The sequence below is a fragment of the Methylobacterium sp. E-012 genome, assembly GCF_057836545.1.
In genome coordinates this window covers 4168873-4190269 of the sequence record NZ_JBYQEY010000001.1, presented here as the reverse complement: position 1 = coordinate 4190269, position 21397 = coordinate 4168873, and the positions used below count along the sequence as shown (strand labels likewise).

The window sequence follows — 21397 nt, the reverse complement described above, 5'->3', positions numbered from 1 at the left end:
CTACGCTTGACCGGGCAGCTTGGCCCCCGAGACCTGCGCGTAGAGCCGCGCCACGGAGGCATCGTCGTCCCGGCCCATGCCGGCACCGGACGCCATCAGGAACATCTGCAGCGCCGCCGCCGCCACCGGGACCGGGTATTTTTCGGCCCGGGCCATGTCCTGCACGATGCCGAGATCCTTCACGAAGATGTCGACGGCGCTCTTCGGGCTGTAATCGGCGTCGAGGATGTGGGGCACCCGGTTCTCGAACATCCAGGAATTGCCCGCCGACTTGGTGATCACCTCGTAGACGCGGGCGAGGTCGAGGCCCTGCTTGGCGGCGAAGCTCATCGCCTCGCAGGCGGCGGCGATGTGGACGCCCGCGAGCAGCTGGTTGATCATCTTGAAGGCCGCGCCCTGGCCGGCGGCGTCGCCGAGCTCGTAGAGCGTGCCCGCCATGGCATCGAGGGCGGGCCGGGCCTTCGCGAAGGCCGCCGCCGAGCCCGAGGCCAGGAAGGTGAGGCCGCCATCGGCCGCGCGGGCGGCGCCGCCGCTCATCGGGGCGTCGAGGTAGTGCCGGCCGGTGGCCTCCAGCCGGGCCGCCAGCGCCCGGGCGACGGCCGGGTCCATGGTGGCGGAGGAGACGAACACGGCGCCTTCGGGCATCGCGCCGGCGGCGCCGGCGGCGCCGAACAGCACCGCCTCGGTCTGGGCGGCGTTGACGACGACGCTCACCACCACGTCGGCGTCCCGGGCCGCCTCGGCCGGGTTGGCGGCGGCGCGTCCCCCGGCGGCGGCGAAGCGCGCCACCGCCTCCGGGTTCACGTCGCAGGCGGCGACGGAGAAGCCCGCCCGCAGGAGCGAGCCAGCCATGCCGGAGCCCATGGAGCCCAGGCCGATCACCGCGGCGCGGTGTGTTGGGTTGGTCATCGGGAGCGGCTCCTGCCTGGAGTGGTGGAAGGGGTCGTTACGTCGCTGAGTGGGGTGCATCGGGAGCCGCATTTTTCCCTCCCCCCTCTGCGGGGGAGGGTGGCCCGCGAAGCGGGTCGGGAGAGGGGAGCGACGGTGCAGAATTGAACGCCGGCCTTCATGAAGGTTGCGCCCTTTCCTGAACCCGGGTTCCCCCCTTGCGGGACTTCGTCCCGACCCGACCCCTGCTGACGCAAGGGCCACCCTCCCCCGCGGAGGGGGGAGGGAGACCGGCGCGCTTGGCTCAAGGCCTCAGCGGTTGACCATCCGGGCCGGCGTGACGAACACGCAGGCCGCGCCGACCACCAGCATCACCGCGAGGGCGTACATGCCCGCGGCGGTGCTGCCGGTGGCGTCGCGCAGGGCCCCGATCACGTAGGGGCTGGCGAAGCCCGCGAGGTTCCCCACCGAGTTGATCAGCGCGATGCCGGCCGCCGCGCCTGCGCCGCTCAGGAAGGCGGTGGGCAGGGACCAGAACAGCGGCGAGCAGGTCAGCACGCCGGCCGCCGCCACCGAGAGCGCCGCCACCGCGACCGTCGTCGAGCCGGCGCTCGCCGAGACCACGAAGCCGACGGCGCCCAGCAGGGCCGGGACGATGAGGTGCCAGCGCCGCTCGCGCATCCGGTCGGCGCTCAAGCCCAGCAGGACCATCACGATGGCGGCGGACAGGAACGGGATCGCGCTGATCAGCCCGATGTTGAAATTGCCCTGCACCCCGGACGCCTTGACGATCGTCGGCAGCCAGAAGGTCAGCCCGTACTGGCCGGTGACGAAGGCGAAGTAGATCAGGCTCATGAACCACACCCGGCCGTTGCGGAACACGGTGGCGATGGAATGCGGGCTCGATTCCTTGCCGTGGTTGTCGGCGGCGATGTCGCGTTCGAGGACCTGCTTCTCGGCCTCGCTCAGCCACTTGGCCTCGGTGGGGCGGTTGTCGAGGTAGAAGAACACCGCGAGGCCGACCAGCACCGCCGGCACCGCCTCGATCAGGAACATCCACTGCCAGCCGGACAGGCCGTGGGCGCCGTTGAACCCGTCCATGATCAGGCCCGAGAGCGGGTTGCCGAAGATGCCCGAGATCGGGATCGCCGCCATGAACACCGCGATCACCTTGGCCCGGCGATGGGCCGGGAACCACTGCGTCGTGTACAGGATCACCCCCGGATAGAACCCGGCCTCGGCGAGCCCGAGCAGGAAGCGCATCCCGTAGAAGGTCCATTCCGAGTTCACGAACACGAACGCGCCGGAGATGATCCCCCAGGTGATCATGATCCGGGCGATCCAGACCCGGGCGCCGACCCGGTGCAGGATCACGTTCGAGGGCACCTCGAACAGGAAGTAGCCGAGGAAGAAGATCCCGGCGCCCAGCCCGTAGACCGTCTCGGAGAACTTCAGCTCCTGGGACATCTGGAGCTTGGCGAAGCCGACATTCACCCGGTCGAGATACGCCACCACGTAGCAGAGCATCAGGAACGGCACGAGGCGCCAGAACACCCTGGCGTAGGTGCGGTCGACGAAGGATTTTTCGTCCCTGGGTGCGGCGGCACTCCCCAGCGGAGCGGCTTGGACCGGCATCGGCGTTCTCCCGGGTCCGGGGCAGGGGCCCTCGGACGATGGTCTTCGCCGCACGGTTGGCAGCGCTGGGCCGGTGGCATATCTCCTTTTGGCAGCGCTGCCAATCCGGTTGTGCGACATAATGCAGGCCGCTATGTCGGGTGTCGAAGCGCCGAGGACGGTCTTCCCATCAACCCCCCTCATCCTGAGGTGCCGGAGCGCAGCGCAGGCCTCGAAGGAGCCCTCCAGCCGGCCGCGCGATCCCTGGAGCCCTCCTTCGAGGCCCGCTGACGCGGGCACCTCAGGATGAGGGGGTTTGCGTGGGAGAAGCGACCGGCGTCGCAAGAAAAATCGCGCCGGGAGAAGCGGGGCCATGGACGACCTTCAGCCGCCGGGGCGGCTCGTGACGCTCACCGACGTCGCCCGGGAGGCCGGGGTGGGCGAGAGCACGGTCTCGCGGGTCCTGCGCAACCACGGCTCCTATTCCAAGCGCGCCGGCGAGCGGGTGGCCGAGGCGGTGGCCCGGCTCGGCTACGTGCCGAACCGGCTGGCCGGGAGCCTCGCCGGGCCGGGGGCGAGCACGCGGCTCGCAGGGGTCGTCATCCCCTCGCTCGCCAACGTGGTCTTTCCCGACCTGCTGCGCGGCCTGACCACGGCGCTCGATGCCGAGGGCATCCAGTGCGTGATCGGGGTGAGCGACTACGATGCGGACCGCGAGGAGGCGCTCGTGGCCGCGCTCCTGTCGTGGCGCCCGGCGGCGCTTCTGCTCACCGGGCTGGAGCACACGCCCGGGACGGTGGCCCTGGCGCGGGCCGGGGGCCTGCGGGTGGTCGAGATGATCGACACGGACGGGGCCGGGATCGACGCCGTGGTCGGCTTCTCCAACCGGGCCGTGGGGGCGGCGAGCGCCCGCCACCTCGTGGGGCGGGGCTACCGCCGCATCGCCTATCTCGGCCACGATCTCGCCGTCGACCTGCGCGCGGGCAAGCGGCTGGCCGGGTTCGAGGACGCCCTGGCGGAGTCAGGTTTGGCGCTCTGTGGCAAAGACATCCGCCCCGGGCCGTCCTCGCCGGGTTCCGGGCGGGCCGGGCTGGAGGCGCTGCTCGCGCGCCGCCCGGACCTCGACGCGGTCTACTTCTCCAACGACGACATGGCGCTCGGCGGCTACTTCGCCTGCCTGGCGGCGGGCCTGGCCGTGCCGGAGCGGATCGCCCTGTTCGGCTTCAACGGGCTCGACTTCGCGGCGGCGATGCCCCAGCCCCTGTCGACGGTGCGCACGCCGCGCCTGGAGATCGGCCGGCAGGCCGCCGCCTGCGTGATGGGCGAGCGTGCCAAACAGATCGATCTCGGATTCACGCTGATCGAGGGAGCGACCGCATGAATGAGACGGCGTTGCGCGAGGAAATCTGCCGCTACGGCCGCTCGCTGTTCGAGCGCGGCCTGACGCCGGGCTCGTCCGGCAACATCTCGCTGCGCCTGCCCGACGGCGGGTGGCTGGTGACGCCGACCAACGCCTCGCTCGGCTTCCTCGACCCGGCGCGGATCTCGCGCCTCGACGACGCCGGCCGGCTGGTCTCCGGCGACAAGCCGACCAAGGAGATCCCGCTGCACAGCGCGCTCTACGAGAGCCGGAGCGGCGCCAAGGCCATCGTCCACCTGCACTCGACCCACGCGGTGGCGGTCTCGATGCTGCCGGAGATCGACCCGCGCCAGGTGCTGCCGCCGCTGACGCCCTACTACCTGATGCGCACCGGCGGCACCGCGCTCGTGCCCTATTACCGCCCCGGCGACCCGGCGGTGGCGGACGCGATCCGGGGGCTCGCGGGGAAGTACAGTTCGGTGCTGCTCGCCAATCACGGACCCGTGGTGGCCGGCGACAGCCTGGAGGGCGCGGTCTTCGCCACGGAGGAATTGGAGGAGACCGCCAAGCTGTATTTGTTACTCCGCAACCTCAACCCGCGGCAGCTCAGCCCGGGGCAGGTGGCCGATCTCGTCAGCCATTTCGGCCTGACCCTGCCGGAGACCGACGCGCACCACGATCACGGATGAGGCGCGAGTCTCCCTCCCCCCTCTGCGGGGGAGGGTGGCCCCTGCGTCAGCAGGGGTCGGGAGAGGGGAGCGCGGCGTCAGGAAAAGGCGCGGGCCTTCAAGACGGGCGCAGCCCCATTCTGCACCGTCGCTCCCCTCTCCCGACCCCCTTCCGGGGGCCACCCTCCCCCGCAAAGGGGGGAGGGAGACGCGTCGTGCCTCACCCCTCGATCTTCGAGAACTCCGCCACCTCCCGCGTCGCGGCGCGGAGCGCGTTGAGCAGCAGCAGGCGGTTCGCGCGGAGCTTCGGATCGGGGGCGTTGACGGTCACGTCCTGGAAGAAGGCATCCACCGGCGCGCGCAGCGTCGAGAGCGCCTGCATGGCGCCGGCAAAATCCTCCCGGGCGACCGCCGCCGAGGCGGTCTCCCGCACCTTGGCCAGGGCCTCGGCGAGCGCCCGCTCGGCCGGCTCGCCCGCGGCGGCGAGGGCGGCGTCGGGTTCGGAATCGTAGGAATGATCGTCCTTTCGCTCCTCGATAGAAAGGATGTTGGCTGCGCGCTTATAGCCCGCGACCAAATTCTTCCCATCCTCTGTTTTTAAGAATTGTCCAAGCGCTTCAATGCGATAAATTGTCATCAACAGGTCAGATCGACCCGGGAGCGCGAAAATCGCATTGATCGAATCGTGACGGACACCTTGATCCCGAAGATAGACATTCAAGCGATTATCGAAAAAGTCCAGCAATCCATTTGGTCTATCAAATATCCGCTGACGCATGACATATTCGTTTTTTTCACCGGATATTTTCCCGCACCAAGAAGCATAGTGTGCAAAACATACTTCAGCCAGATCAATCCTAATCTTATTCTCTAAAATTAATCGAATGACCCCTAATGCGGCTCGCCTTAGAGCGAAAGGATCCTTACTTCCGGTTGGTTTTTCATCTATAGCCCAAAACCAGATAAGCACATCAAGCTTGTCAGCCAGCGCCACTGCAAGGGAGACTGGATCACTCGGCACCTGATCGGAGGGGCCGACTGGCTTATAGTGCTCCTCAATAGCAGCACAGACGCTCTCATGTTCCCCCTGGAGCGCCGCGTACTTGCGCCCCATCAGCCCTTGCAACTCGGGAAATTCACCAACCATTTCGGTTACAAGATCAGCTTTGGCGAGGCGGGCTGCATCCTCAGCAAGCTTCGCATCAGCACCTACAAGCGGCGCCAAATACTTCGCAAGCTGCACGATCCGTTGGATCCGCTGTCCCTGACTCCCCAGCATTTTATGGAACACAATATTGTCGAGCTTCGGCAGCCTATCTTCCAGGCGCACCGCCTTGTCGGTCTCCCAAAAAAACTTCGCGTCCGACAGGCGCGCGCGGACCACCCGCTCGTTGCCGGCGGTGATCGCCAGCCCGCCGTCCGAGGCCACGAGATTCGAGACCAGGATGAAGGCCGGGGCCAGATCCTCTGAGCCCGCTTTCCGCAGCACGAAACACTTCTGGTTCGCCCGGATGGTCGCGCGGATCGCCTCGGCGGGGATGTCGAGGAAGGCCTCGTCGAACGAGCCCATCAGCACCACCGGCCATTCCACGAGGCCGGACACCTCCTCGAGCAGGCCTTCGTCCTCCACGAGATCAAGGCCGCGGGCGAAGGCGAGGTCGCGGGCGTCGTGCAGGATCACGTCCTTGCGCCGGTCGGGATCGAGGATGACCTTCGCCCGCTCCAGGGCCTGGATGTAATCGTCGAACCGGCGCACCTCGATCGGCTCCGGCGCCAGGAACCGGTGGCCGTAGGTCACGGTCCCGGCCGGGATCCCGCCCACCGTGAACGGCACGACCTCCGGGGTCTCGGTCTCGGGGCCGAAGGTCGCGACGATCGATTGCAGGGGGCGCACCCAGCGCAAGGCGCCCGGCTCGGCCGAGGCCGCGCCCCAGCGCATGGATTTCGGCCAGGGGAAGGTCTTGATGATCTCGGGCAGGAGTTCGGCCAGCACGTCCAGGGTCGCACGGCCCGGGCGCTCGATCATCGCGAGGTAGAATTCGCCCTTCTTCGGATCGGTGATTGTCTGGGCGTCCTCCAGGCGCGCCAGGCCGGCGCCCTTCAGGAAGCCCTGGATCGCCGCCTCGGGGGCGCCGACCCGCGGGCCGCGCCGCTCCTCGCGCACGGCCTCGCCGCGGGCGGGCAGGCCGGCCACGTGCAGCGCCAGCCGCCGCGGCGTCGAGAAGGCCTTGGCGCCCTCGTAGAGGAAGCCGCGCTCGACCAGCGCGTCGGTGACGCGTTTCTTCAGATCCTCCGCCGCGCGCCGCTGCATGCGGGCGGGGATCTCTTCCGAGCGGAGTTCGAGCAGGAGGTCGGGCATGGCGCGGCCATATCGCCGCGCCGCAGGCCTGTCGAGGGCCGCGGGCGGGGGCTCAGCGCGCCTCGCCCTTCAGGATGGTCGAGAGCTGCCACTTGCGGTCGCCGATCGCGTGGGCGTCGGACACCTTCCAGCTCCCGTCCTCGCGCACGAGGTCGTAGACGATGGATTTCGAGCCGTCGCCACCCTTGCGCTCCACCGTGACCTTGGCCTGGTCCTGGCCCTCGGTGGCCTCCTTGAAGGTCAGGGCCTTCACGGTGTCGGGCTTCAGGGGTTCGCCGTTGAGGCGGTAGTCGAAATCGAGGTTGCCGGCGGCGCCGTTGGCCTGCTTGGCGTCGGCGTCGAACAGGCCCTGGAGCCGTTTCGAGTACACCGCGGAATGATTCGGATGCGGCTCGGCGTAGAGCTTCTTGACCACCGCCTCGGGGCCGGGATCGGCCGCGAGCGCCGGGGCTAGGCCGAGCCCGAGGATGCCGAGGGCGAGGAGGGACTTTTTCATCGAACGGTTCCCGCGTCTGCGGACGCGCCGGGGCGCGCCGGTTGGCGGGGGTTGCAACGCGCGAGGGCTCAAGCGGCTCCGTTGGGGCCGGCGGGCGAATCGATCAGGGCCCGCGGTCCGTTGGACGCTCGATAGCCGGAACCAAGCGGCCACTGGGTGATTCGAAAAGGTCAGCGCGTTTCATGAAGTGCAATCCGAGGGTCCGCTTCACGCCCCCCCGGCCGCCGTCCTCAGCCACGCCGCCCCGCAGGCCTTGGCCAGGTCCCGCACCCGCAGGATGTAGCTCTGGCGCTCGGTGACCGAGATCACCCCGCGGGCGTCGAGCAGGTTGAAGACGTGGCTCGCCTTGATGCACTGGTCGTAGGCCGGCTGCGCCATGCGGTGGCGCTCGCCCTCCGCGGCCGGCGCGCCCGCGTCCAGATAGGACCGGCAGGCGGCCTCCGCGTCGGTGAACTGGCGGAACAGCATCGCCGTGTCGGCCGCCTCGAAGTTGTGGCGGGAATATTCCTGCTCGGCCTGGAGGAACACGTCGCCGTAGGTGACCCGGTCGGCGCCCGCGGCGCCGTTGAAGTCGAGATCGTAGATGTTCTCGACGCCCTGCACGTACATGGCGAGCCGCTCCAGCCCGTAGGTCAGCTCGCCCGCCACCGGCGCGCATTCGAACCCCGCCACCTGCTGGAAATAGGTGAACTGGCTGACCTCCATCCCGTCGCACCAGCACTCCCAGCCGAGGCCCCAGGCGCCGAGCGTCGGACTTTCCCAGTCGTCCTCGACGAAGCGGATGTCGTGGAGCGTCTGGTCGACGCCGATGGCGGCGAGCGAGGCGAGGTAGAGCTCCTGCAGGTTCGGCGGGTTCGGCTTCAGGATCACCTGGAACTGGTAATAGTGCTGGAGCCGGTTGGGGTTCTCGCCGTAGCGCCCGTCCTTGGGCCGGCGCGAGGGCTGGACATAGGCCGCCTTCCAGGGCTTCGGGCCGAGCGCCCGCAGGGTCGTGGCCGGGTGGAACGTGCCGGCGCCGACCTCCATGTCGTAGGGCTGCAGGATCACGCAGCCCTGCGCCGCCCAGAATTCCTGAAGCGTCAGGATCAGCCCCTGGAACGATTTCTTTTGGGACATGGGTGTCGGCGGCTCGGGATCGTGCGGCCGGTCGGACCGCTGGCGCGCCGGTTTAAGTGCGGGCCGGCGGGGGTGCAAGGCGCCCCGGCTTGCGCATCCGGGGCGGAGGATGGTCCGATCCCGCCGGACGGAACCCGGAGGACATCATGGACGCTGACACGGCCGGCATCGCGATTCGCCCGATCGGACCGGGCGACCGGGGGGCGTGGGGGCCGCTCTGGCGGGGCTATCAGGCCTTCTACAAGGTCGACCTGTCGGAGGCGGTCACCGACACCACCTGGGCCCGGCTCAACGACCCGGCCGAGCCCGTGGACGGCGCCCTGGCCTGGCGCGGGACGGAGGCCCTGGGCCTCGTCCACCACATCCGCCACCGCTCGGCCTGGACGGTCGGGGACTATTGCTACCTGCAGGACCTGTTCGTGGCCGACGGCGCCCGGGGCCTCGGGATCGGCCGGCGGCTGATCGGCCACGTCTACGCGGTCGCCGAGGCGGCGGGCTGCGCCCGCGTCCACTGGCTGACGCACGCGACCAACACCGACGCGATGCAGCTCTACGACCGGATCGCGGAGAAATCCGGCTTCGTGCAGTACCGCAAGATCTTCTAAGCTCAGACGCCCCGGGTGCGGCGGGACACCGAAGCCGGGCGGTTTTCGGGCAATAAGCCGGAACCGCCGAGCTGACGGCCAAGTTATCAGCCCAACAGGGGATCTCGGCACCTTCGCGCTGCCGACTCGAATGCATCGGACGACCAGCCATGCGCAATGCTCGCACCATCGACACCTTCGGCCGCAAGAACATCGCCGTCCTCGCCGCGCTCGCCATCTCCTCCCTGGTCGCCACGCCCTTCGTAATGAGCGCCAGCCGCGCGCTGGCCACCGCGGAGGATCAGCCGATCGCCGCGACCCTGCGGGTCGAGCCGGTGGAGGTCGCCCCGGTGGCGGCGGCGCCCAAGGCGACCTGCCTGCGCAAGGTGCGGGTCGTCTACAGCGGCTACGGCCAGCCGGCCGATGGCTGCGCCGCCCACTGACGGCCCCGCGCCCCGAACTAACCATGGGCCGGCGCGGTGCCGGCCAGGCGCTTGAGGTGGAGCTCCTCCAGGTCGAGTTCCGTCTCGAGCTGCCGCAGCACCGAACTGTGGATCCGGTTCTCGCGGTGCAGGCCGATCAGGGCCGACCGGCCGGACCGCACCGCGAGCAGCGCGGCGGCGAAGTGCTCGGTCTTCTCGGCTTGGAGCGCCGCGCGCTCGTCGCGGTCCCGGGACGCGGCCCGGACCCGGCGGCGGTACTCCTCGACGAGGCGCGGGTGCTGCAGGCCCCCGGTCTCGGGACGCACCAATCCCTCCAGGGCGACGAGCCCCGCCTCGTGCACCACCACCCGGGCCATGGGCGCATCGAGTTGCCCGTCGGGCAGCTGCGCCGCGGGGTCGAGGCCGAGCCGACGGATCAGCGGCCCCAGGGTCGTCCCCTGCACGAGCACGGTGAACAGGATCACCGCGAAGGCCGCCACCAGGATCGCGTCGCGGCCGGGGAAGTCGACCGGCAGCGCCAGGGCCGCCGCCAGGGTCACCACCCCGCGCATGCCGGCCCAGCCGACGATCAGCGGCACCGCCGGCCTCGGTGCGGGTTCCTGCGCCCGCACCCGGGCCGAGAGGATCCGCCGCAGGTAGACGGCGGGAAAGACCCAGAGCAGGCGGGCGACCACGCACGCCGCCGTGACGGCGAGCGCCAGCGGCAGCCCGGCCGAGAGCGATCCGAGTTCGCCGCCGGTCCGCGCCAGCACGCCGCGGAGCGCCAGCCCGATCAGCACAAAGACCAGCGCCTCCAGCACGAAGACGACGAATTCCCACACCGCCACGGCGTGGCGGCGGGCCTGGGCGTCGAAGGTCTCGTGCTCGCGTCCGCCCATCATCAGGCCGCAGGCCACCACGGCGAGCACTCCGGAGGCGTGGACCTCCTCGGCCAGCAGGTAGGCGATGTAGGCGGCGAGGAAGCTCAGCACCGTGACGGCGTTCACCGCCATCCCGCAGGCGAGCCCGATCGCGACGCCGGCCACCGCCAGCCAGGCGAAGCTGCCGACGGCCGCCGAGGCGCTGAAGCTTCCGGTCAGAGCGGACGCCACGGCGAAGCGGTAGAGCACGAGGCCGGAGGCGTCGTTGACGAGGCTCTCGCCCTCCAGGACCGTGATCATCCGGCGGGGCAGGGCGACGCGAGCGAGCACCGCCTTGGCGGCCACGGCATCCGGCGGCGAGACGATGGCGCCCAGCGCGAAGCAGGCGGCCCAGGGCAGGGCCGGCGCCACCGCGTGGGCGACGAGCCCGACCGCCAGGGTCGTGAACAGGACCGCGCCGAGGGACAGGGACAGGATCGGGCCGAGGCTCGCGCGGAAATCGCGCCAGACGGTGAAATAGGCCGATGCGAGCAGGAGCGGCGGCAGGAACAGGACCATGATCAGGTCCGGATCGAGGTCGAAGGCCGGCAGGCCCGGCACCACCGCGAGTGCCATGCCGCCCAGCACCAGGGCGGCGGCCGGCGGGAACCCGAGCCGCCCGGCGGCCAGCGACACCAGCAGGGCCGCCCCGAGCAGCGCGAGGATCACTTCGAACAGGGCGACGGGCGTCATCGATCGGCCATAGCGCGGTCTTCCGAGAAACGTCAGGGTTTCAAGAGGTCCGAGGCCTTTTGCGGGTCCACGGCAAAGCCCTGCAAATCTCGAAGGCTCCGCCCCCGAACCCCGCCGAAGGGCTCAAGCCCTTTGGAAACCCCTCTCAGAGCGCGCCCTCGCGCACCGCACCCGGATCGGCCAGGGCGTGGAGGATGCGCGCGGCGCTGTGGGCGAAGCGCAGGGTCACCGCCTTGCGCCGGGCGCCGCTCAGCGGGTGCTCCGGGGCCTCCCGGAGGATCCCGGCGCCGTAGCCGTCGGCGACGATCAGGCCGCATGCCTCCGGGATCAGGGATTCCGGCACGTCCTCGGGGATCGCGAAGAAGAAGCGGTCGCAGAAGTCGCGGTAATCCGGCCATTTCCGGTCGGCGCGGAAATCCGCCACGCTCGACTTGATCTCCACGATGGTCAGCCGGCCCGCGCCGCAGAGCGCGATCACATCGGCCCGGCGGCCGTTGACGAGGGAGAATTCCGGCAGGGTGACGCAGCCCATCTCGGAGAACAGCCGGCGCACCCCGCGCTGGATGCGCAGGGCGGTGGGCGACTGGCGCCGGTCCGGCGGCAGCAGCGCCTCCACGGCCGGGGCGGCGGAATCGGGCAGGCTCAGGGAAGCGGACATCGATCGGGGCGTGTGTCTGTGCCGAATCGGGACATCCTGCCGATCCGGACGCCATCCGTCACCTGCGGCGCGGCAGCGCCCCGGCCTCAGCCGCCCAGGCAGGCCCGGATCGCGTCGAATCCGTCGGTCAGAGCGGCCGGACCCGGCTGCAGGATCAGCGGCGCCTTGATCTCGTGGATGCGCCCGTCGCGCACCGCCGGGATCGCCGCCCAGCCCGGGCGCGACCGGATCCGGTCGATATTGACCTTCTTGCCGCACCAGGAGGCCAGGATCACCTCGGGCGCGGCCGCGACCACCTGCTCGGGCGTGACGATCCGGTCCCGGGCGGCGGGCTGCCGGCTCAGCGCCGGGAAGACATCCCGGCCGCCGGCATAGCCGATCAGGTCGGAGACCCAGCCGATCCCGGAGATCATCGGCGCGTCCCATTCCTCGAAGTAGACGCGCACCGGCGGGCGGTGCCGCACCGCCGCTTCGGCCTCCGCCAGCCGCGCCGCGAACCCCGCCGCCAGGACCTCGGCCCGCTCCGGGACCCCCACCAGCGCGCCGAGGGTGCGCACCATGGCGAGGCATCCGGCCACGTCGCGCTGGTTGAACAGGTGGACCGCGATGCCCGCCCGGGCGAGGTCGGCCACGATCTCGGCCTGGAGATCGGAGAAGGCCAGGACGAGGTCCGGCGCCAGCGCCAGGATCTTCGGGATGTCGGCGCTGGTGAAGGCCGAGACCCGGGGCTTCTCCCGCCGGACCCGGGGCGGCCGCACCGCGTAGCCCGACACGCCGACGATCCGGTCCTCCTGCCCCAGCAGGTACAGGGTCTCGACCGTCTCCTCGGTGAGGCAGACGATCCGCTCCGGCGGGAAGCGGCGCATCAGCGGGCGCGCCGGGTCATCGGTTGAGCCGAGTCACTGGTCGAGCCACGCGAGCAGCCCGGCCCCGGGGGCGAGCAGCACGAAGGCCCAGACCAGCGCCGAGGCGACGTTGGCCGCCTGGAACGGCAGCCGCGACAGCCCGAGGATGCCGGCGAGCAGCGGCACCAGCGCCCGGGCCGGCCCGAAGAAACGCCCCAGGGCCACCGCGGCGATGCCCCAGCGCCCGATGAAGGCCTCGGCCTTCGCGGTGAGGTCGGGATAGCGCCGCAGGGGCCATTTGGTCTTCGCCCCCGGCCCGAACCAGCGCCCGGCCTCGTAGGAGACCCAATCCCCCAGGGCGGCCCCGCAGGCGGCCCCGAGCACCACCGGCCAGAACGCGAGATCGGCGCCACCGACCAGGGCGCCGATGCCGATCAGGATCACGGTGGCCGGCACGAACAGCGACAGCACCGCGATCGACTCGCAGAAGGCGAGCCCCCCGGCGATCAGCGGCGTCCAGACCTTGTGAGCCTCGACGAAGGCGAGGGTCGCGGTGCGCAGGGCTTCGATGTCCATCGGGCTCGGGGGGCGGCGGGGCGACCGGACGCATCTGAGGTGGGGACGGGCGGGGGACAAGGGTTTTTCGGGGTTTAGGCTTGCCTGGAGGCGCAAGTGAGAAGCGCCGCCATGGGCGGACCTTCGCCATCGGCTTATTCTTCCCGGTATGGAGAGGCCGCTCCATACCGGGGTCGAGACCGAGATCTATCTGCGTTCTGCGGAGCGCGTGATGGATGAGGCGGAGCGCGATGCGGTGGTCGACCACCTGTCGGCCAATCCGCAGGCCGGCGATCTGATTCCCGGGACCGGCGGTATCGGCAAGGTTCGGGTTCCCCTCGCCGGGCGGGGAAAGCGCGGCGGCGACCGCGTGCTCGCGTACCGTCTCGTGGATCGCGCCGTCTACCTGCTGCTGGCCTACGCGAAGGGCGGTCAGGCGCCCCCCTCGCCCGAGCAGGTCCGCATCCTGAAGCGGCGGATCGAGGATCTGTCCGGAGGGATCGCCGCGGCGCGCCGGGGCTCAGGCCGCCCGAGCCAGATCCCCTTCGATCGCGGCGAGCGCCCGCTCGAGCGCCGCGAAGCAGGCCGGGTCGAACGCCGTACCGAGATCCGCGCGCATGATGCCGAGCGCCTTCTGCAGCGGCATAGCCGCCCGGTAGGGACGGTCGGCGGTCAGCGCGTCCAACACGTCCGCCACCGAGACGATCCGGGTCTCGGGTGCGATCGCATCCCCTGCAAGCCCGCGCGGATAACCCTTGCCATCCAGCCGTTCATGATGGCCGCCGCCGACAAGGGCCATCTCGTGGAACGCCGCCACCCGGGTCAGGATGGTTTCGGACAGGGACGCGTGATTGCGCATGTCCCGCCACTCCGCCTCGTCCAGCTTGCCGTTCTTGTCGAGGATCGCGTTCGAGACCCCGAGTTTGCCGACATCGTGCAGGAGCGCCGCCCGCTTCAGCCAGCGGCGGCGTTCCGACGTATAACCGAGCTCGGCCGCGATCATGTCGGCGTAGACCGCGACCCGCTCCGAGTGGCCGGAGGTGAACGGGCTTTTGGCATCGATGATCTGGGCGAAGGCACGGGCGATATCGTCGAGGTAGTCCTCGTCCACGACGATCGAACTGTGCGGCGCCAGGGCCAGCACCGCCGCCTCGACCTCGTCCGAGGCCAGGGTTTCCCAGAAGCCGGGCTCGGCCGCGACGGCCTCGAAGCAGGCCACAACCTGAGGATCGAACCATGTCCCCGAGCGTGCCCGCACCTCGGCGATCGCGGCCGCGGGGCCGGCCGTCGTGTGGAAGACGTCCACGACCTGAGCCAGCAGCGCCACGCGTGCGTAGAGCGGGATTGCAGGGCCTGCGAGATGGTCCGGCCGGCCCGCGCCGTTCCAATGCTCATCCAGCGCGTGGATGGCTTCGCAGACGCTCGCGGGGAACCGCAATTGCCGGGCGATCTCGGCACCGCGCTGACAGCGGGTTTGGATGAGGTCGTCGACGATCGAGCCGCCGTTCTGCAAGATATTGAGCACCGCACGGAAGCGTTCGGCCAAACCGGCCTTCAGGCCCGTATGCGAGAAGACAAAGCCGAGCACCTTCGGAAGGCTATCGCTCACTGTCTTGAAATCACGCTTGAAACTGAGATCATCGGATAGATAGAGCTCGCAAATGCGCGCGGCGTTACTTGAGCAGCCGAGATCCTTCAATATGATCGTGTGATAGAGCTCCCAGAGCTTCGACTCAGGTAGATCAAGCTTCCGGCCGATTTGGAAGCCGATCCACGTCGCGCGGACACAATGACCCACGGGCTGACCTTCCGTCAGGTCGAGGGCGTGGCTCAGGGCGCCGAGGATTTCGGAGAGCGCAACCGTCTTGTCTTCCGCTTTACCGCCCGCCACGATCTGCATCGCTGTAGCCAACTCTAGACCTGTTCAGCAGTAGTATTATTCTCAAAGTCTAATAAAAGCGTTGCCGTTTCGTCCGAGCCGGATGACGAATGCGCAGCCGGTACGGCACGCACGAGCCGCACTCGGATCGCAGCCGGGCCAAACGACCGCGGTGCCTTCGGGGCAGGGCCGTAGGGCAGCGGCACTGAGGAGGCCCGCCTCGACGCTCCGGCCGCCCCGGGGCAGAAAGCCGCCGAACCGCGCGTCGCAGACCATCGGAGACGGTCACCAACCACCGAGGCCAAACCACCCCACGCCCATCGCACCCCCGCGCTTGCACCCGCGCCCCGGATCGCCGACAGCTTCGGCACCCCCACGGCACCGGGAATCACCCGCGTTGAACGTCCTGTCGATCCAGTCCCACGTCGCCTACGGGCATGTCGGCAACGCGTCGGCGGTGTTCGCGATGCAGCGGCTCGGGGTCGAGGTCTGGCCGGTCCACACGGTGCAGTTCTCCAACCACACCGGCTACGGGGCGTGGCGCGGCGCGGTCTTCGAGGCGGAGGCGATCCGCGAGGTGGTGCGGGGCATCGGCGAGCGCGGGGTGTTTCCCACCTGCGACGCGGTGCTGTCGGGCTATATGGGCTCGGCCGCGATCGGGGAGGCGATCCTGGAGGCGGTGGCCGCCGTCCGGGCCGCCAACCGCCAAGCGCTCTATTGCTGCGACCCGGTGATCGGCGACGTCGCGGAGGGCGTCTACGTGCGGCCGGGGATCGAGGCGTTCCTGCGCGAGCGCGCCGTGCCGGTGGCCGACATCCTCACCCCCAACCAGTTCGAGCTCGACCTGCTCACCGGCCTGCCGAGCCGCACCCTGCCGGAGGCCGCCGCCGCCATCGCGGCGCTCCAGGCCCGGGGGCCGCGGGTGGTGCTGGTCACCTCGGCTCTGTGTGCCGATACGCCAGCCGAAAGCATCGACCTGCTGGCCGGGGCGGAGGGCCGGGTGTTCCGGGTCCGCACCCCGCGGCTCGCCATCGCGGTGAACGGCGCCGGGGACTGCATCGCGGCCCTATTCCTGGTCCACTACGCCCGCACCGGCTCGGCCGCCACGGCGCTCGGCGCGGCGGCGGCCTCGGTCTACGGCCTGCTCAGGCGCACCGCCGAGGCGGGGTCCCGGGAGATCCTGACGGTGGCCGCGCAGGAGGAATATGTGAATCCGAGCGCGGTGTTCTCGGTCGAGGCGGTGTGAGGCGCGGGACCGCGCGCATCCGCCCTCACGTCCCCTCGCGCACGATCGTCGGCTCGTGGGCCACGGAAAAGTTCACCGAGCGGGCGATGAAGCACAGGGCGTGCGCGCGCCGGTGCAGCGCCAGGGCCGCGTCGGGGTCCGAACCCGCCGCGATGGTCACGCGGGGGCGCAGGATGACCGCGGTGAACTGGCCGGTGCCGCCCGCCTCTTCGGTCATGCGGCCCTCGGCGGCGTCCTCGTAGGCGGTGACGACGATCCCGGCCTGCGCGCACAGGCCGAGATACCAGAGCTTGTGGCAGGCGGCGAGCGAGGCCACCAGCAGCTCCTCGGGGTTCCAGCGGCCGGGATCGCCCCGGAAGGCCGGATCGGACGAGCCGGCGATAGGCGGCTTGCCCGGCGCCGACAGGGTGTGGGCGCGGGCATAGCCGCCAGACGTGCCGGTCCCCGTCCCGGTATTGCCCGTCCAGGTCACCGTGACGGTGTAGCGGTGCAGCGTCTCACCCATGGATCCCCCCCCGCGACAGATTCGGTCCGCCCGCCGTCCAGGCCTCCGGGCCGGGTCGATACGGCGCGCCGCACCGTGTACCAAAGGCGCGCCCCGCCCTCGAATCGCGGCCGTCCCGCCGCCGGGCCCGCGCGACACGGAAGGTCCGACACGATGGCGCGCCGCTTCGTCACCCTCGACGTGTTCACCGCGCAGAGGCTCGCCGGCAACCCGCTCGCCGTGGTGCTCGACGCGGAGGGCCTCGACGCGGCCGCCATGCAGGCCATCGCCCGGGAGTTCAACCTGTCCGAGACGGTGTTTGTGCTGCCGCCGACGCAGGCCCGGCACCGGGCGCGCCTGCGCATCTTCACCCCCGGCCGGGAGCTGCCCTTCGCCGGTCATCCGACGGTGGGCACCGCGGTGCTGCTCGCGCTCCAGGATCCCGCGCGGGGCGATGCCCGGGCCTTCGGCCTGGAGGAGGAGATCGGGGTCGTGCCCTGCGTGGTCGAGACCCTGGCGGATGGCAGCGGCGGACGGGCGCGGTTCAGGCTCCCGGTCCTGCCAGACTATCTCGGTCCGGGCCCCGAGCCCGCCCTGCTGGCGCCGCTCCTCGGCCTGGAGCCCCGGGATATCGGCGCGGGCCGGCACGCGCCGAGCCGCCACGGGGTCGGCCCCCGCTTCACCTGCGTGCCCGTCGGCTCGGTGGCGGCCCTCGACGCCGCGCGGCCGGCCCAGGCGCCGGAGCCGGGGGACGGGCTCTACCTCTACGCCCCGGACCCGGAGGGCACGGGCGCGAGCTGGCGGGTGCGGATGTTCGCGCCGGATCTCGGCGTCCCGGAGGATCCCGCCACCGGCGCGGCGGCGGCCGCCTTCGCGGGGGTGCTGATGCAGTTTGAGGCGATGGGGGACGGCACCCACGACGTGGCGATCCGCCAGGGCGAGGTTATGGGCCGACCGAGCGCGATCGCACTCCAGCTCACCCTCGCGTCGGGCGCCCTGCGCGCGGTGGAGATCGGCGGCGCCGCGGTGATCGTCTCGGACGGCACGCTGCATGTCTGAGGGTTTTCGCAGCACGCGCCTCACCGACGTGACGGCGCGGTTCGTGGATCACGCCTGGGCCTTCCCGCGGGCGCACGAAGCCGCCATCGCGGCGCATTGGCAGGCCCGGATCGCCCGCAGCCCCGGCCTGTTCGACGGCACCGTCCTCCTGTGCTGCGCCCACGCCATCGTCGACGGGGTCGCCCAGCTCGACCTGTTCGCGACGCGCTATTCCATCTTCACCTACTATCGGCATGTCCGGCACGCCGATCCGCAGGTGCGCAACGCCTTCGCGGCGATCGTCCCCTGGACGGCGGACGGCGCCGTCCTCCTCGGCGCGATGGGCGCCCACACGGCCAATGCCGGCCAGCTCTACTTCCCCTGCGGCACCCCGGACCCGGACGACGTGCGCGGGACGGCGGTCGACCTCGCCGGCAGCGCCGCCCGGGAACTCGCCGAGGAGACCGGCCTCGAACTGCCGGAGGCGGCCGAGACGGCGTGGATCCTCCTCGAAGGCGAGGACCAGCTCGCCTTCCTACGCCCCGTGCGCTTCCCGGAGCCGGCCGCGGTGATCGCGGCGCGCATCACGGACCACCTCCGGAGCGAGGCCGAGCCGGAACTCGCCGGGATCGCCGTCATGCGGAGCGCCGCGGAGATCGACCCGGCCCGCATGCCGGGCTTCGTGCGGGCCTATCTGGCGCAGGCCCTGCCGAAGCGGGCCTGAGGCCGTCCGCGCGCCGCGCCCGCTCCGATGACAACGGTCTCGCCTCGCGTAGCGGCATGGCCCCCACGGGACGACGCCGGCAGGGATTTTTGCGGCATCGCGGGAGCTTCGCAGTTGCCGGCACGTTCACTGGACGCTCCCCGCAGCGGCACGTGGCCGTGCGGGTCGCGTTCCGGAGTGTCCATGTTCGATTCCCGACGTCCTGCTTCACAGGCCCGCGCGACCCGCACGCGCATCGAGGAAGGCCAACCCTATCCGCTCGGCGCCACCTGGGACGGGCTCGGCGTCAACTTCGCCCTGTTCTCGGCCCACGCCACCAAGGTCGAGCTCTGCCTGTTCGACGATGCCGGCGAGCGCGAGATCGAGCGGATCGAGTTGCCCGAATACACCGACGAGATCTGGCACGGCTACCTGCCCGATGCCCGCCCGGGCACGATCTACGGCTACCGGGTCCACGGCCCCTACGAGCCGAAGGCCGGCCACCGGTTCAACCCCAACAAGCTGCTGATCGACCCCTACGCCAAGGGGCTCGTCGGCTCGATCACCTGGAACCCGGCCCTGTTCGGCTACCAGATGGAGACGGGCGACGACCTGACCTTCGACGAGCGCGACAGCGCGCCGTTCAACCGCCGCTCCCGGGTGATCGATCCGGCCTTCACCTGGGGCCGGCACCGCAAGCCGAACGTGCCGTGGGAGAAGACGATCTTCTACGAGACCCACGTCAAGGGCATGACCAAGCTCGACCCGCGGGTGCCGGAAAAGTTGCGCGGCACCTATGCCGGCCTCGGCACACGGGACGTGCTCGACTATATCAAGAGCCTCGGTGTCACCTCGGTGGAGCTGCTGCCGGTCCATTCCTTCGTGCAGGACGATTACCTGCAGGAGAAGGGACTGGTGAATTACTGGGGCTACAACACGATCTCGTTCTTCACCCCCGCCAGGCGCTACGCGGCGGTGCCGGACTTCGCCTTCTCCGAATTCAAGGAGATGGTCTCGCGCTTCCACGGCGCCGGCCTCGAGGTGATCCTCGACGTGGTCTACAACCACACCGCCGAGGGCAACGAGAAGGGCCCGACCCTGTCCTTCAAGGGGGTCGACAACGCCTCCTACTACCGGCTGCTGCCCAACGAGCCGCGCTATTACATCAACGATACCGGCACCGGGAACACCTTCAACCTGTCGCATCCGCGGGTGCTGCAACTCGTCACCGATTCCCTGCGCTACTGGGCGACCGAGATGCGGGTCGACGGCTTCCGGTTCGACCTCGCCACGATCCTCGGCCGCGAGCCCTACGGCTTCGACGAGGGCGGCGGCTTCCTCGACACCTGCCGGCAGGACCCGGTGCTCAACGGCGTCAAGCTGATCGCCGAGCCGTGGGATTGCGGCCCCGGCGGCTATCAGGTCGGCGGCTTCCCGCCCGGATGGGCCGAGTGGAACGACCGGTTCCGCGACGATGTCCGTGCCTACTGGAAGGGGGACGGCGGGCTGCTGCCGGATCTCGCGGCGCGCCTCGCAGGCTCGGCCGACAAGTTCAACAAGCGCGGGCGCAAGCCCTGGGCCTCGGTGAACTTCCTCACCGCCCATGACGGCTTCACCCTGCACGACACGGTGGCCTACAACGAGAAGCACAACGAGGCGAACGGCGAGGGCAATCGCGACGGCCATTCCCACAATCTCTCGTACAATTACGGCGCCGAGGGCCCGACCGACGATCCGGCGATCCGGGCGGTGCGGCTGCGCCAGATGCGCAACATGCTGGCGACCCTGTTCCTGTCCCGGGGGACGCCGATGCTGCTCGCCGGTGACGAGTTCGCCCGGACCCAGAACGGCAACAACAACGCCTATTGCCAGGACAACGAGGTCTCCTGGCTCGACTGGGCGGCGATCGGCGAAGAGGAGCGGGATCTGGCCGAGTTCGCCCAGCGCCTGATCATCCTGCGCAACGCCCTGCCGATCCTGAGCCGCGGGCGGTTCCTCACGGGCCGGTACGACGAGGAGTTCGGCGTCAAGGACGTGGCGTGGCTGCGCCCGGACGGGAGCGAGATGACCCCCGAGAACTGGACCGACGGGGGCGCCCGCGCCTTCGCGGTCCAGCTCGACGGCCGCGCCCAGGCCACCGGCCTGCACCGCCGGGGCGGCGACGCGACCCTGCTGATCATGTTCAACGCCCACCACGACCTCGTGACCTTCACGCTGCCGGAATCGGTGGGCGGGGTGGCCTGGACGCGGCTCCTCGACACGAACCTGCCCGACAGCCAGGACGTGGAGAGCTTCCGGTTCGGCACCGGCTACGCGGTGACCGGGCGCTCGCTGCTGATGTTCGTGCTCAAGCCCGAGGACAGCCCCGGCAGCGGCGACGACGCCATGGAGCGCTCGTACCAGCACGTGATGCAGGCCTTCGAGCGGGCGAACGTGGAGCATGTCCGCTTCCACCTCGACGACGAGGCCTGAGACCCAAGGCCGGGCGGTTTTCACGCCGTCCGCGCCTTGCGCGCGGCGGCGCACCCGGCTAACAGCACGGCACCGCGCGGCCCAGGCCGCGTCCGGCGCCCTGCGGGCGCGCCCGGACGCCCGGTTCGCGGCTGGAGGGGTGGCCGAGTGGTTGAAGGCGCACGCCTGGAAAGTGTGTATACGGGAAACCGTATCGCGGGTTCGAATCCCGCTCCCTCCGCCACTTCAGTGGCTCAAGTAGCTGTTGTTACATGTAAAATCGAAATAGTTGAGGTACTCAACCCACGTTTCGTCCCACATTTTATAACGGCTTGTACCGGCTCTTACCGGACACAAATGGACGATGCGGCCTCGCGCGGGAGGGTAAAACTCGCTTCTCGTTCTCAACACGGCTGTT

General features: G+C 70.2%; 19 protein-coding genes and 1 tRNA gene. 9 read left to right on the top strand and 11 right to left on the bottom strand.

The annotated features are described in order from the left end of the window. Together ltnD and AC3IF1_RS20115 are read right to left on the bottom strand one after the other, a co-directional pair. Window positions 1–969, bottom strand: coding sequence for an L-threonate dehydrogenase (gene ltnD / locus AC3IF1_RS20120; RefSeq protein WP_279598100.1), 969 nt, complete (start codon window positions 967–969; stop codon window positions 1–3). 231 nt (window positions 970–1200) lie between these two features. Further along, entirely contained in the window at window positions 1201–2523 is a 1323-nt protein-coding gene (locus AC3IF1_RS20115) for an MFS transporter (RefSeq protein WP_489219055.1), read from the bottom strand. Window positions 2524–2875: 352 nt separating this feature from the next. Here AC3IF1_RS20115 and AC3IF1_RS20110 point away from each other — a divergent pair, with 352 nt between their 5' ends. Both AC3IF1_RS20110 and otnC read left to right on the top strand, forming a co-directional pair. Further along, complete coding sequence (locus tag AC3IF1_RS20110; protein WP_489219054.1) at window positions 2876–3883, top strand: LacI family DNA-binding transcriptional regulator; 1008 nt, start codon at window positions 2876–2878, stop codon at window positions 3881–3883. Beyond that, the gene (otnC, locus tag AC3IF1_RS20105) at window positions 3880–4551 is read left to right on the top strand and encodes a 3-oxo-tetronate 4-phosphate decarboxylase (RefSeq protein ID WP_489219053.1); all 672 of its coding nucleotides are present in this window, start codon (window positions 3880–3882) and stop codon (window positions 4549–4551) included. Before AC3IF1_RS20110 ends, otnC begins: the two co-directional genes overlap by 4 nt. Window positions 4552–4750: 199 nt before the next feature. On the opposite strand, the gene glyS is transcribed toward otnC, so the two are convergent. The 3 genes from glyS to AC3IF1_RS20090 form a co-directional block, all read right to left on the bottom strand. Further along, window positions 4751–6841, bottom strand: a complete 2091-nt coding sequence (glyS, locus tag AC3IF1_RS20100) for a glycine--tRNA ligase subunit beta (RefSeq protein ID WP_489220423.1) — start codon at window positions 6839–6841, stop codon at window positions 4751–4753. 100 nt (window positions 6842–6941) lie between these two features. Next, a complete protein-coding gene (locus AC3IF1_RS20095; RefSeq protein WP_243973653.1) occupies window positions 6942–7385 on the bottom strand; it encodes a DUF3828 domain-containing protein in 444 nt (147 codons plus the stop codon). 207 nt (window positions 7386–7592) lie between these two features. Next, window positions 7593–8501: a glycine--tRNA ligase subunit alpha gene (locus tag AC3IF1_RS20090; RefSeq protein WP_243973654.1), complete on the bottom strand. Its 909-nt coding sequence runs from the start codon at window positions 8499–8501 to the stop codon at window positions 7593–7595. Between the two features lie 146 nt (window positions 8502–8647). Here AC3IF1_RS20090 and AC3IF1_RS20085 point away from each other — a divergent pair, with 146 nt between their 5' ends. Together AC3IF1_RS20085 and AC3IF1_RS20080 are read left to right on the top strand one after the other, a co-directional pair. Next, entirely contained in the window at window positions 8648–9106 is a 459-nt protein-coding gene (locus AC3IF1_RS20085; protein WP_489219052.1) for a GNAT family N-acetyltransferase, read from the top strand. Window positions 9107–9255: 149 nt separating this feature from the next. Beyond that, window positions 9256–9528 (top strand): hypothetical protein, encoded by a 273-nt coding sequence (locus tag AC3IF1_RS20080; protein WP_243973656.1) that lies wholly within the window; start codon window positions 9256–9258, stop codon window positions 9526–9528. A gap of 17 nt (window positions 9529–9545) precedes the next feature. Here the strand turns inward: AC3IF1_RS20080 and AC3IF1_RS20075 are convergent, their stop codons facing one another. The 5 genes from AC3IF1_RS20075 to AC3IF1_RS20055 all read right to left on the bottom strand — a co-directional run bounded on the left by AC3IF1_RS20075 (window position 9546) and on the right by AC3IF1_RS20055 (window position 15078). Next, complete coding sequence (locus AC3IF1_RS20075) at window positions 9546–11120, bottom strand: Na+/H+ antiporter (protein WP_489219051.1); 1575 nt, start codon at window positions 11118–11120, stop codon at window positions 9546–9548. Between the two features lie 145 nt (window positions 11121–11265). Next, window positions 11266–11778: an MmcB family DNA repair protein gene (locus AC3IF1_RS20070; RefSeq protein ID WP_243973658.1), complete on the bottom strand. Its 513-nt coding sequence runs from the start codon at window positions 11776–11778 to the stop codon at window positions 11266–11268. Window positions 11779–11864: 86 nt separating this feature from the next. Beyond that, a complete protein-coding gene (locus AC3IF1_RS20065) occupies window positions 11865–12644 on the bottom strand; it encodes a cobalamin-binding protein (RefSeq protein ID WP_489219050.1) in 780 nt (259 codons plus the stop codon). 33 nt (window positions 12645–12677) lie between these two features. After that, complete coding sequence (locus AC3IF1_RS20060) at window positions 12678–13199, bottom strand: DedA family protein (RefSeq protein ID WP_489219048.1); 522 nt, start codon at window positions 13197–13199, stop codon at window positions 12678–12680. A gap of 499 nt (window positions 13200–13698) precedes the next feature. Next, window positions 13699–15078, bottom strand: coding sequence for an HD-GYP domain-containing protein (locus tag AC3IF1_RS20055; RefSeq protein WP_489219047.1), 1380 nt, complete (start codon window positions 15076–15078; stop codon window positions 13699–13701). A 376-nt stretch (window positions 15079–15454) separates the two neighbouring features. On the opposite strand from AC3IF1_RS20055, the gene pdxY reads away from it, so the two are divergent. Continuing rightward, the gene (pdxY, locus tag AC3IF1_RS20050) at window positions 15455–16303 is read left to right on the top strand and encodes a pyridoxal kinase PdxY (RefSeq protein WP_489219046.1); all 849 of its coding nucleotides are present in this window, start codon (window positions 15455–15457) and stop codon (window positions 16301–16303) included. 25 nt (window positions 16304–16328) lie between these two features. Here pdxY and AC3IF1_RS20045 read toward each other — a convergent pair whose 3' ends face one another. Next, window positions 16329–16808: an OsmC family protein gene (locus AC3IF1_RS20045; RefSeq protein ID WP_489219045.1), complete on the bottom strand. Its 480-nt coding sequence runs from the start codon at window positions 16806–16808 to the stop codon at window positions 16329–16331. A gap of 153 nt (window positions 16809–16961) precedes the next feature. Between AC3IF1_RS20045 and AC3IF1_RS20040 the strand changes: the two genes are divergently transcribed. The 4 genes from AC3IF1_RS20040 to AC3IF1_RS20025 all read left to right on the top strand — a co-directional run bounded on the left by AC3IF1_RS20040 (window position 16962) and on the right by AC3IF1_RS20025 (window position 21223). Continuing rightward, window positions 16962–17846: a PhzF family phenazine biosynthesis protein gene (locus AC3IF1_RS20040; RefSeq protein WP_489219044.1), complete on the top strand. Its 885-nt coding sequence runs from the start codon at window positions 16962–16964 to the stop codon at window positions 17844–17846. Then, window positions 17839–18549 (top strand): NUDIX hydrolase, encoded by a 711-nt coding sequence (locus AC3IF1_RS20035; protein ID WP_489219043.1) that lies wholly within the window; start codon window positions 17839–17841, stop codon window positions 18547–18549. Before AC3IF1_RS20040 ends, AC3IF1_RS20035 begins: the two co-directional genes overlap by 8 nt. 183 nt (window positions 18550–18732) lie before the next feature. After that, window positions 18733–21000 carry a glycogen debranching protein GlgX gene (gene glgX / locus AC3IF1_RS20030; RefSeq protein WP_489219042.1) on the top strand — a complete coding sequence of 756 codons (2268 nt, stop codon included), beginning with the start codon at window positions 18733–18735 and terminating at the stop codon, window positions 20998–21000. A 133-nt stretch (window positions 21001–21133) separates the two neighbouring features. After that, window positions 21134–21223 (top strand) — tRNA-Ser (locus AC3IF1_RS20025). Window positions 21224–21397: the final 174 nt, after the last annotated feature.

Coding starts and splice junctions, on each gene's coding strand:
- ltnD (WP_279598100.1), bottom strand. CDS start 969: ATGCACCCCACTCAGCGACGTAACGACCCCTTCCACCACTCCAGGCAG.
- AC3IF1_RS20115 (WP_489219055.1), bottom strand. CDS start 2,523: ATGCCGGTCCAAGCCGCTCCGCTGGGGAGTGCCGCCGCACCCAGGGAC.
- AC3IF1_RS20110 (WP_489219054.1), top strand. CDS start 2,876: ATGGACGACCTTCAGCCGCCGGGGCGGCTCGTGACGCTCACCGACGTC.
- otnC (WP_489219053.1), top strand. CDS start 3,880: ATGAATGAGACGGCGTTGCGCGAGGAAATCTGCCGCTACGGCCGCTCG.
- glyS (WP_489220423.1), bottom strand. CDS start 6,841: ATGCAGCGGCGCGCGGCGGAGGATCTGAAGAAACGCGTCACCGACGCG.
- AC3IF1_RS20095 (WP_243973653.1), bottom strand. CDS start 7,385: ATGAAAAAGTCCCTCCTCGCCCTCGGCATCCTCGGGCTCGGCCTAGCC.
- AC3IF1_RS20090 (WP_243973654.1), bottom strand. CDS start 8,501: ATGTCCCAAAAGAAATCGTTCCAGGGGCTGATCCTGACGCTTCAGGAA.
- AC3IF1_RS20085 (WP_489219052.1), top strand. CDS start 8,648: ATGGACGCTGACACGGCCGGCATCGCGATTCGCCCGATCGGACCGGGC.
- AC3IF1_RS20080 (WP_243973656.1), top strand. CDS start 9,256: ATGCGCAATGCTCGCACCATCGACACCTTCGGCCGCAAGAACATCGCC.
- AC3IF1_RS20075 (WP_489219051.1), bottom strand. CDS start 11,120: ATGACGCCCGTCGCCCTGTTCGAAGTGATCCTCGCGCTGCTCGGGGCG.
- AC3IF1_RS20070 (WP_243973658.1), bottom strand. CDS start 11,778: ATGTCCGCTTCCCTGAGCCTGCCCGATTCCGCCGCCCCGGCCGTGGAG.
- AC3IF1_RS20065 (WP_489219050.1), bottom strand. CDS start 12,644: ATGCGCCGCTTCCCGCCGGAGCGGATCGTCTGCCTCACCGAGGAGACG.
- AC3IF1_RS20060 (WP_489219048.1), bottom strand. CDS start 13,199: ATGGACATCGAAGCCCTGCGCACCGCGACCCTCGCCTTCGTCGAGGCT.
- AC3IF1_RS20055 (WP_489219047.1), bottom strand. CDS start 15,078: ATGCAGATCGTGGCGGGCGGTAAAGCGGAAGACAAGACGGTTGCGCTC.
- AC3IF1_RS20045 (WP_489219045.1), bottom strand. CDS start 16,808: ATGGGTGAGACGCTGCACCGCTACACCGTCACGGTGACCTGGACGGGC.
- AC3IF1_RS20040 (WP_489219044.1), top strand. CDS start 16,962: ATGGCGCGCCGCTTCGTCACCCTCGACGTGTTCACCGCGCAGAGGCTC.
- AC3IF1_RS20035 (WP_489219043.1), top strand. CDS start 17,839: ATGTCTGAGGGTTTTCGCAGCACGCGCCTCACCGACGTGACGGCGCGG.
- glgX (WP_489219042.1), top strand. CDS start 18,733: ATGTTCGATTCCCGACGTCCTGCTTCACAGGCCCGCGCGACCCGCACG.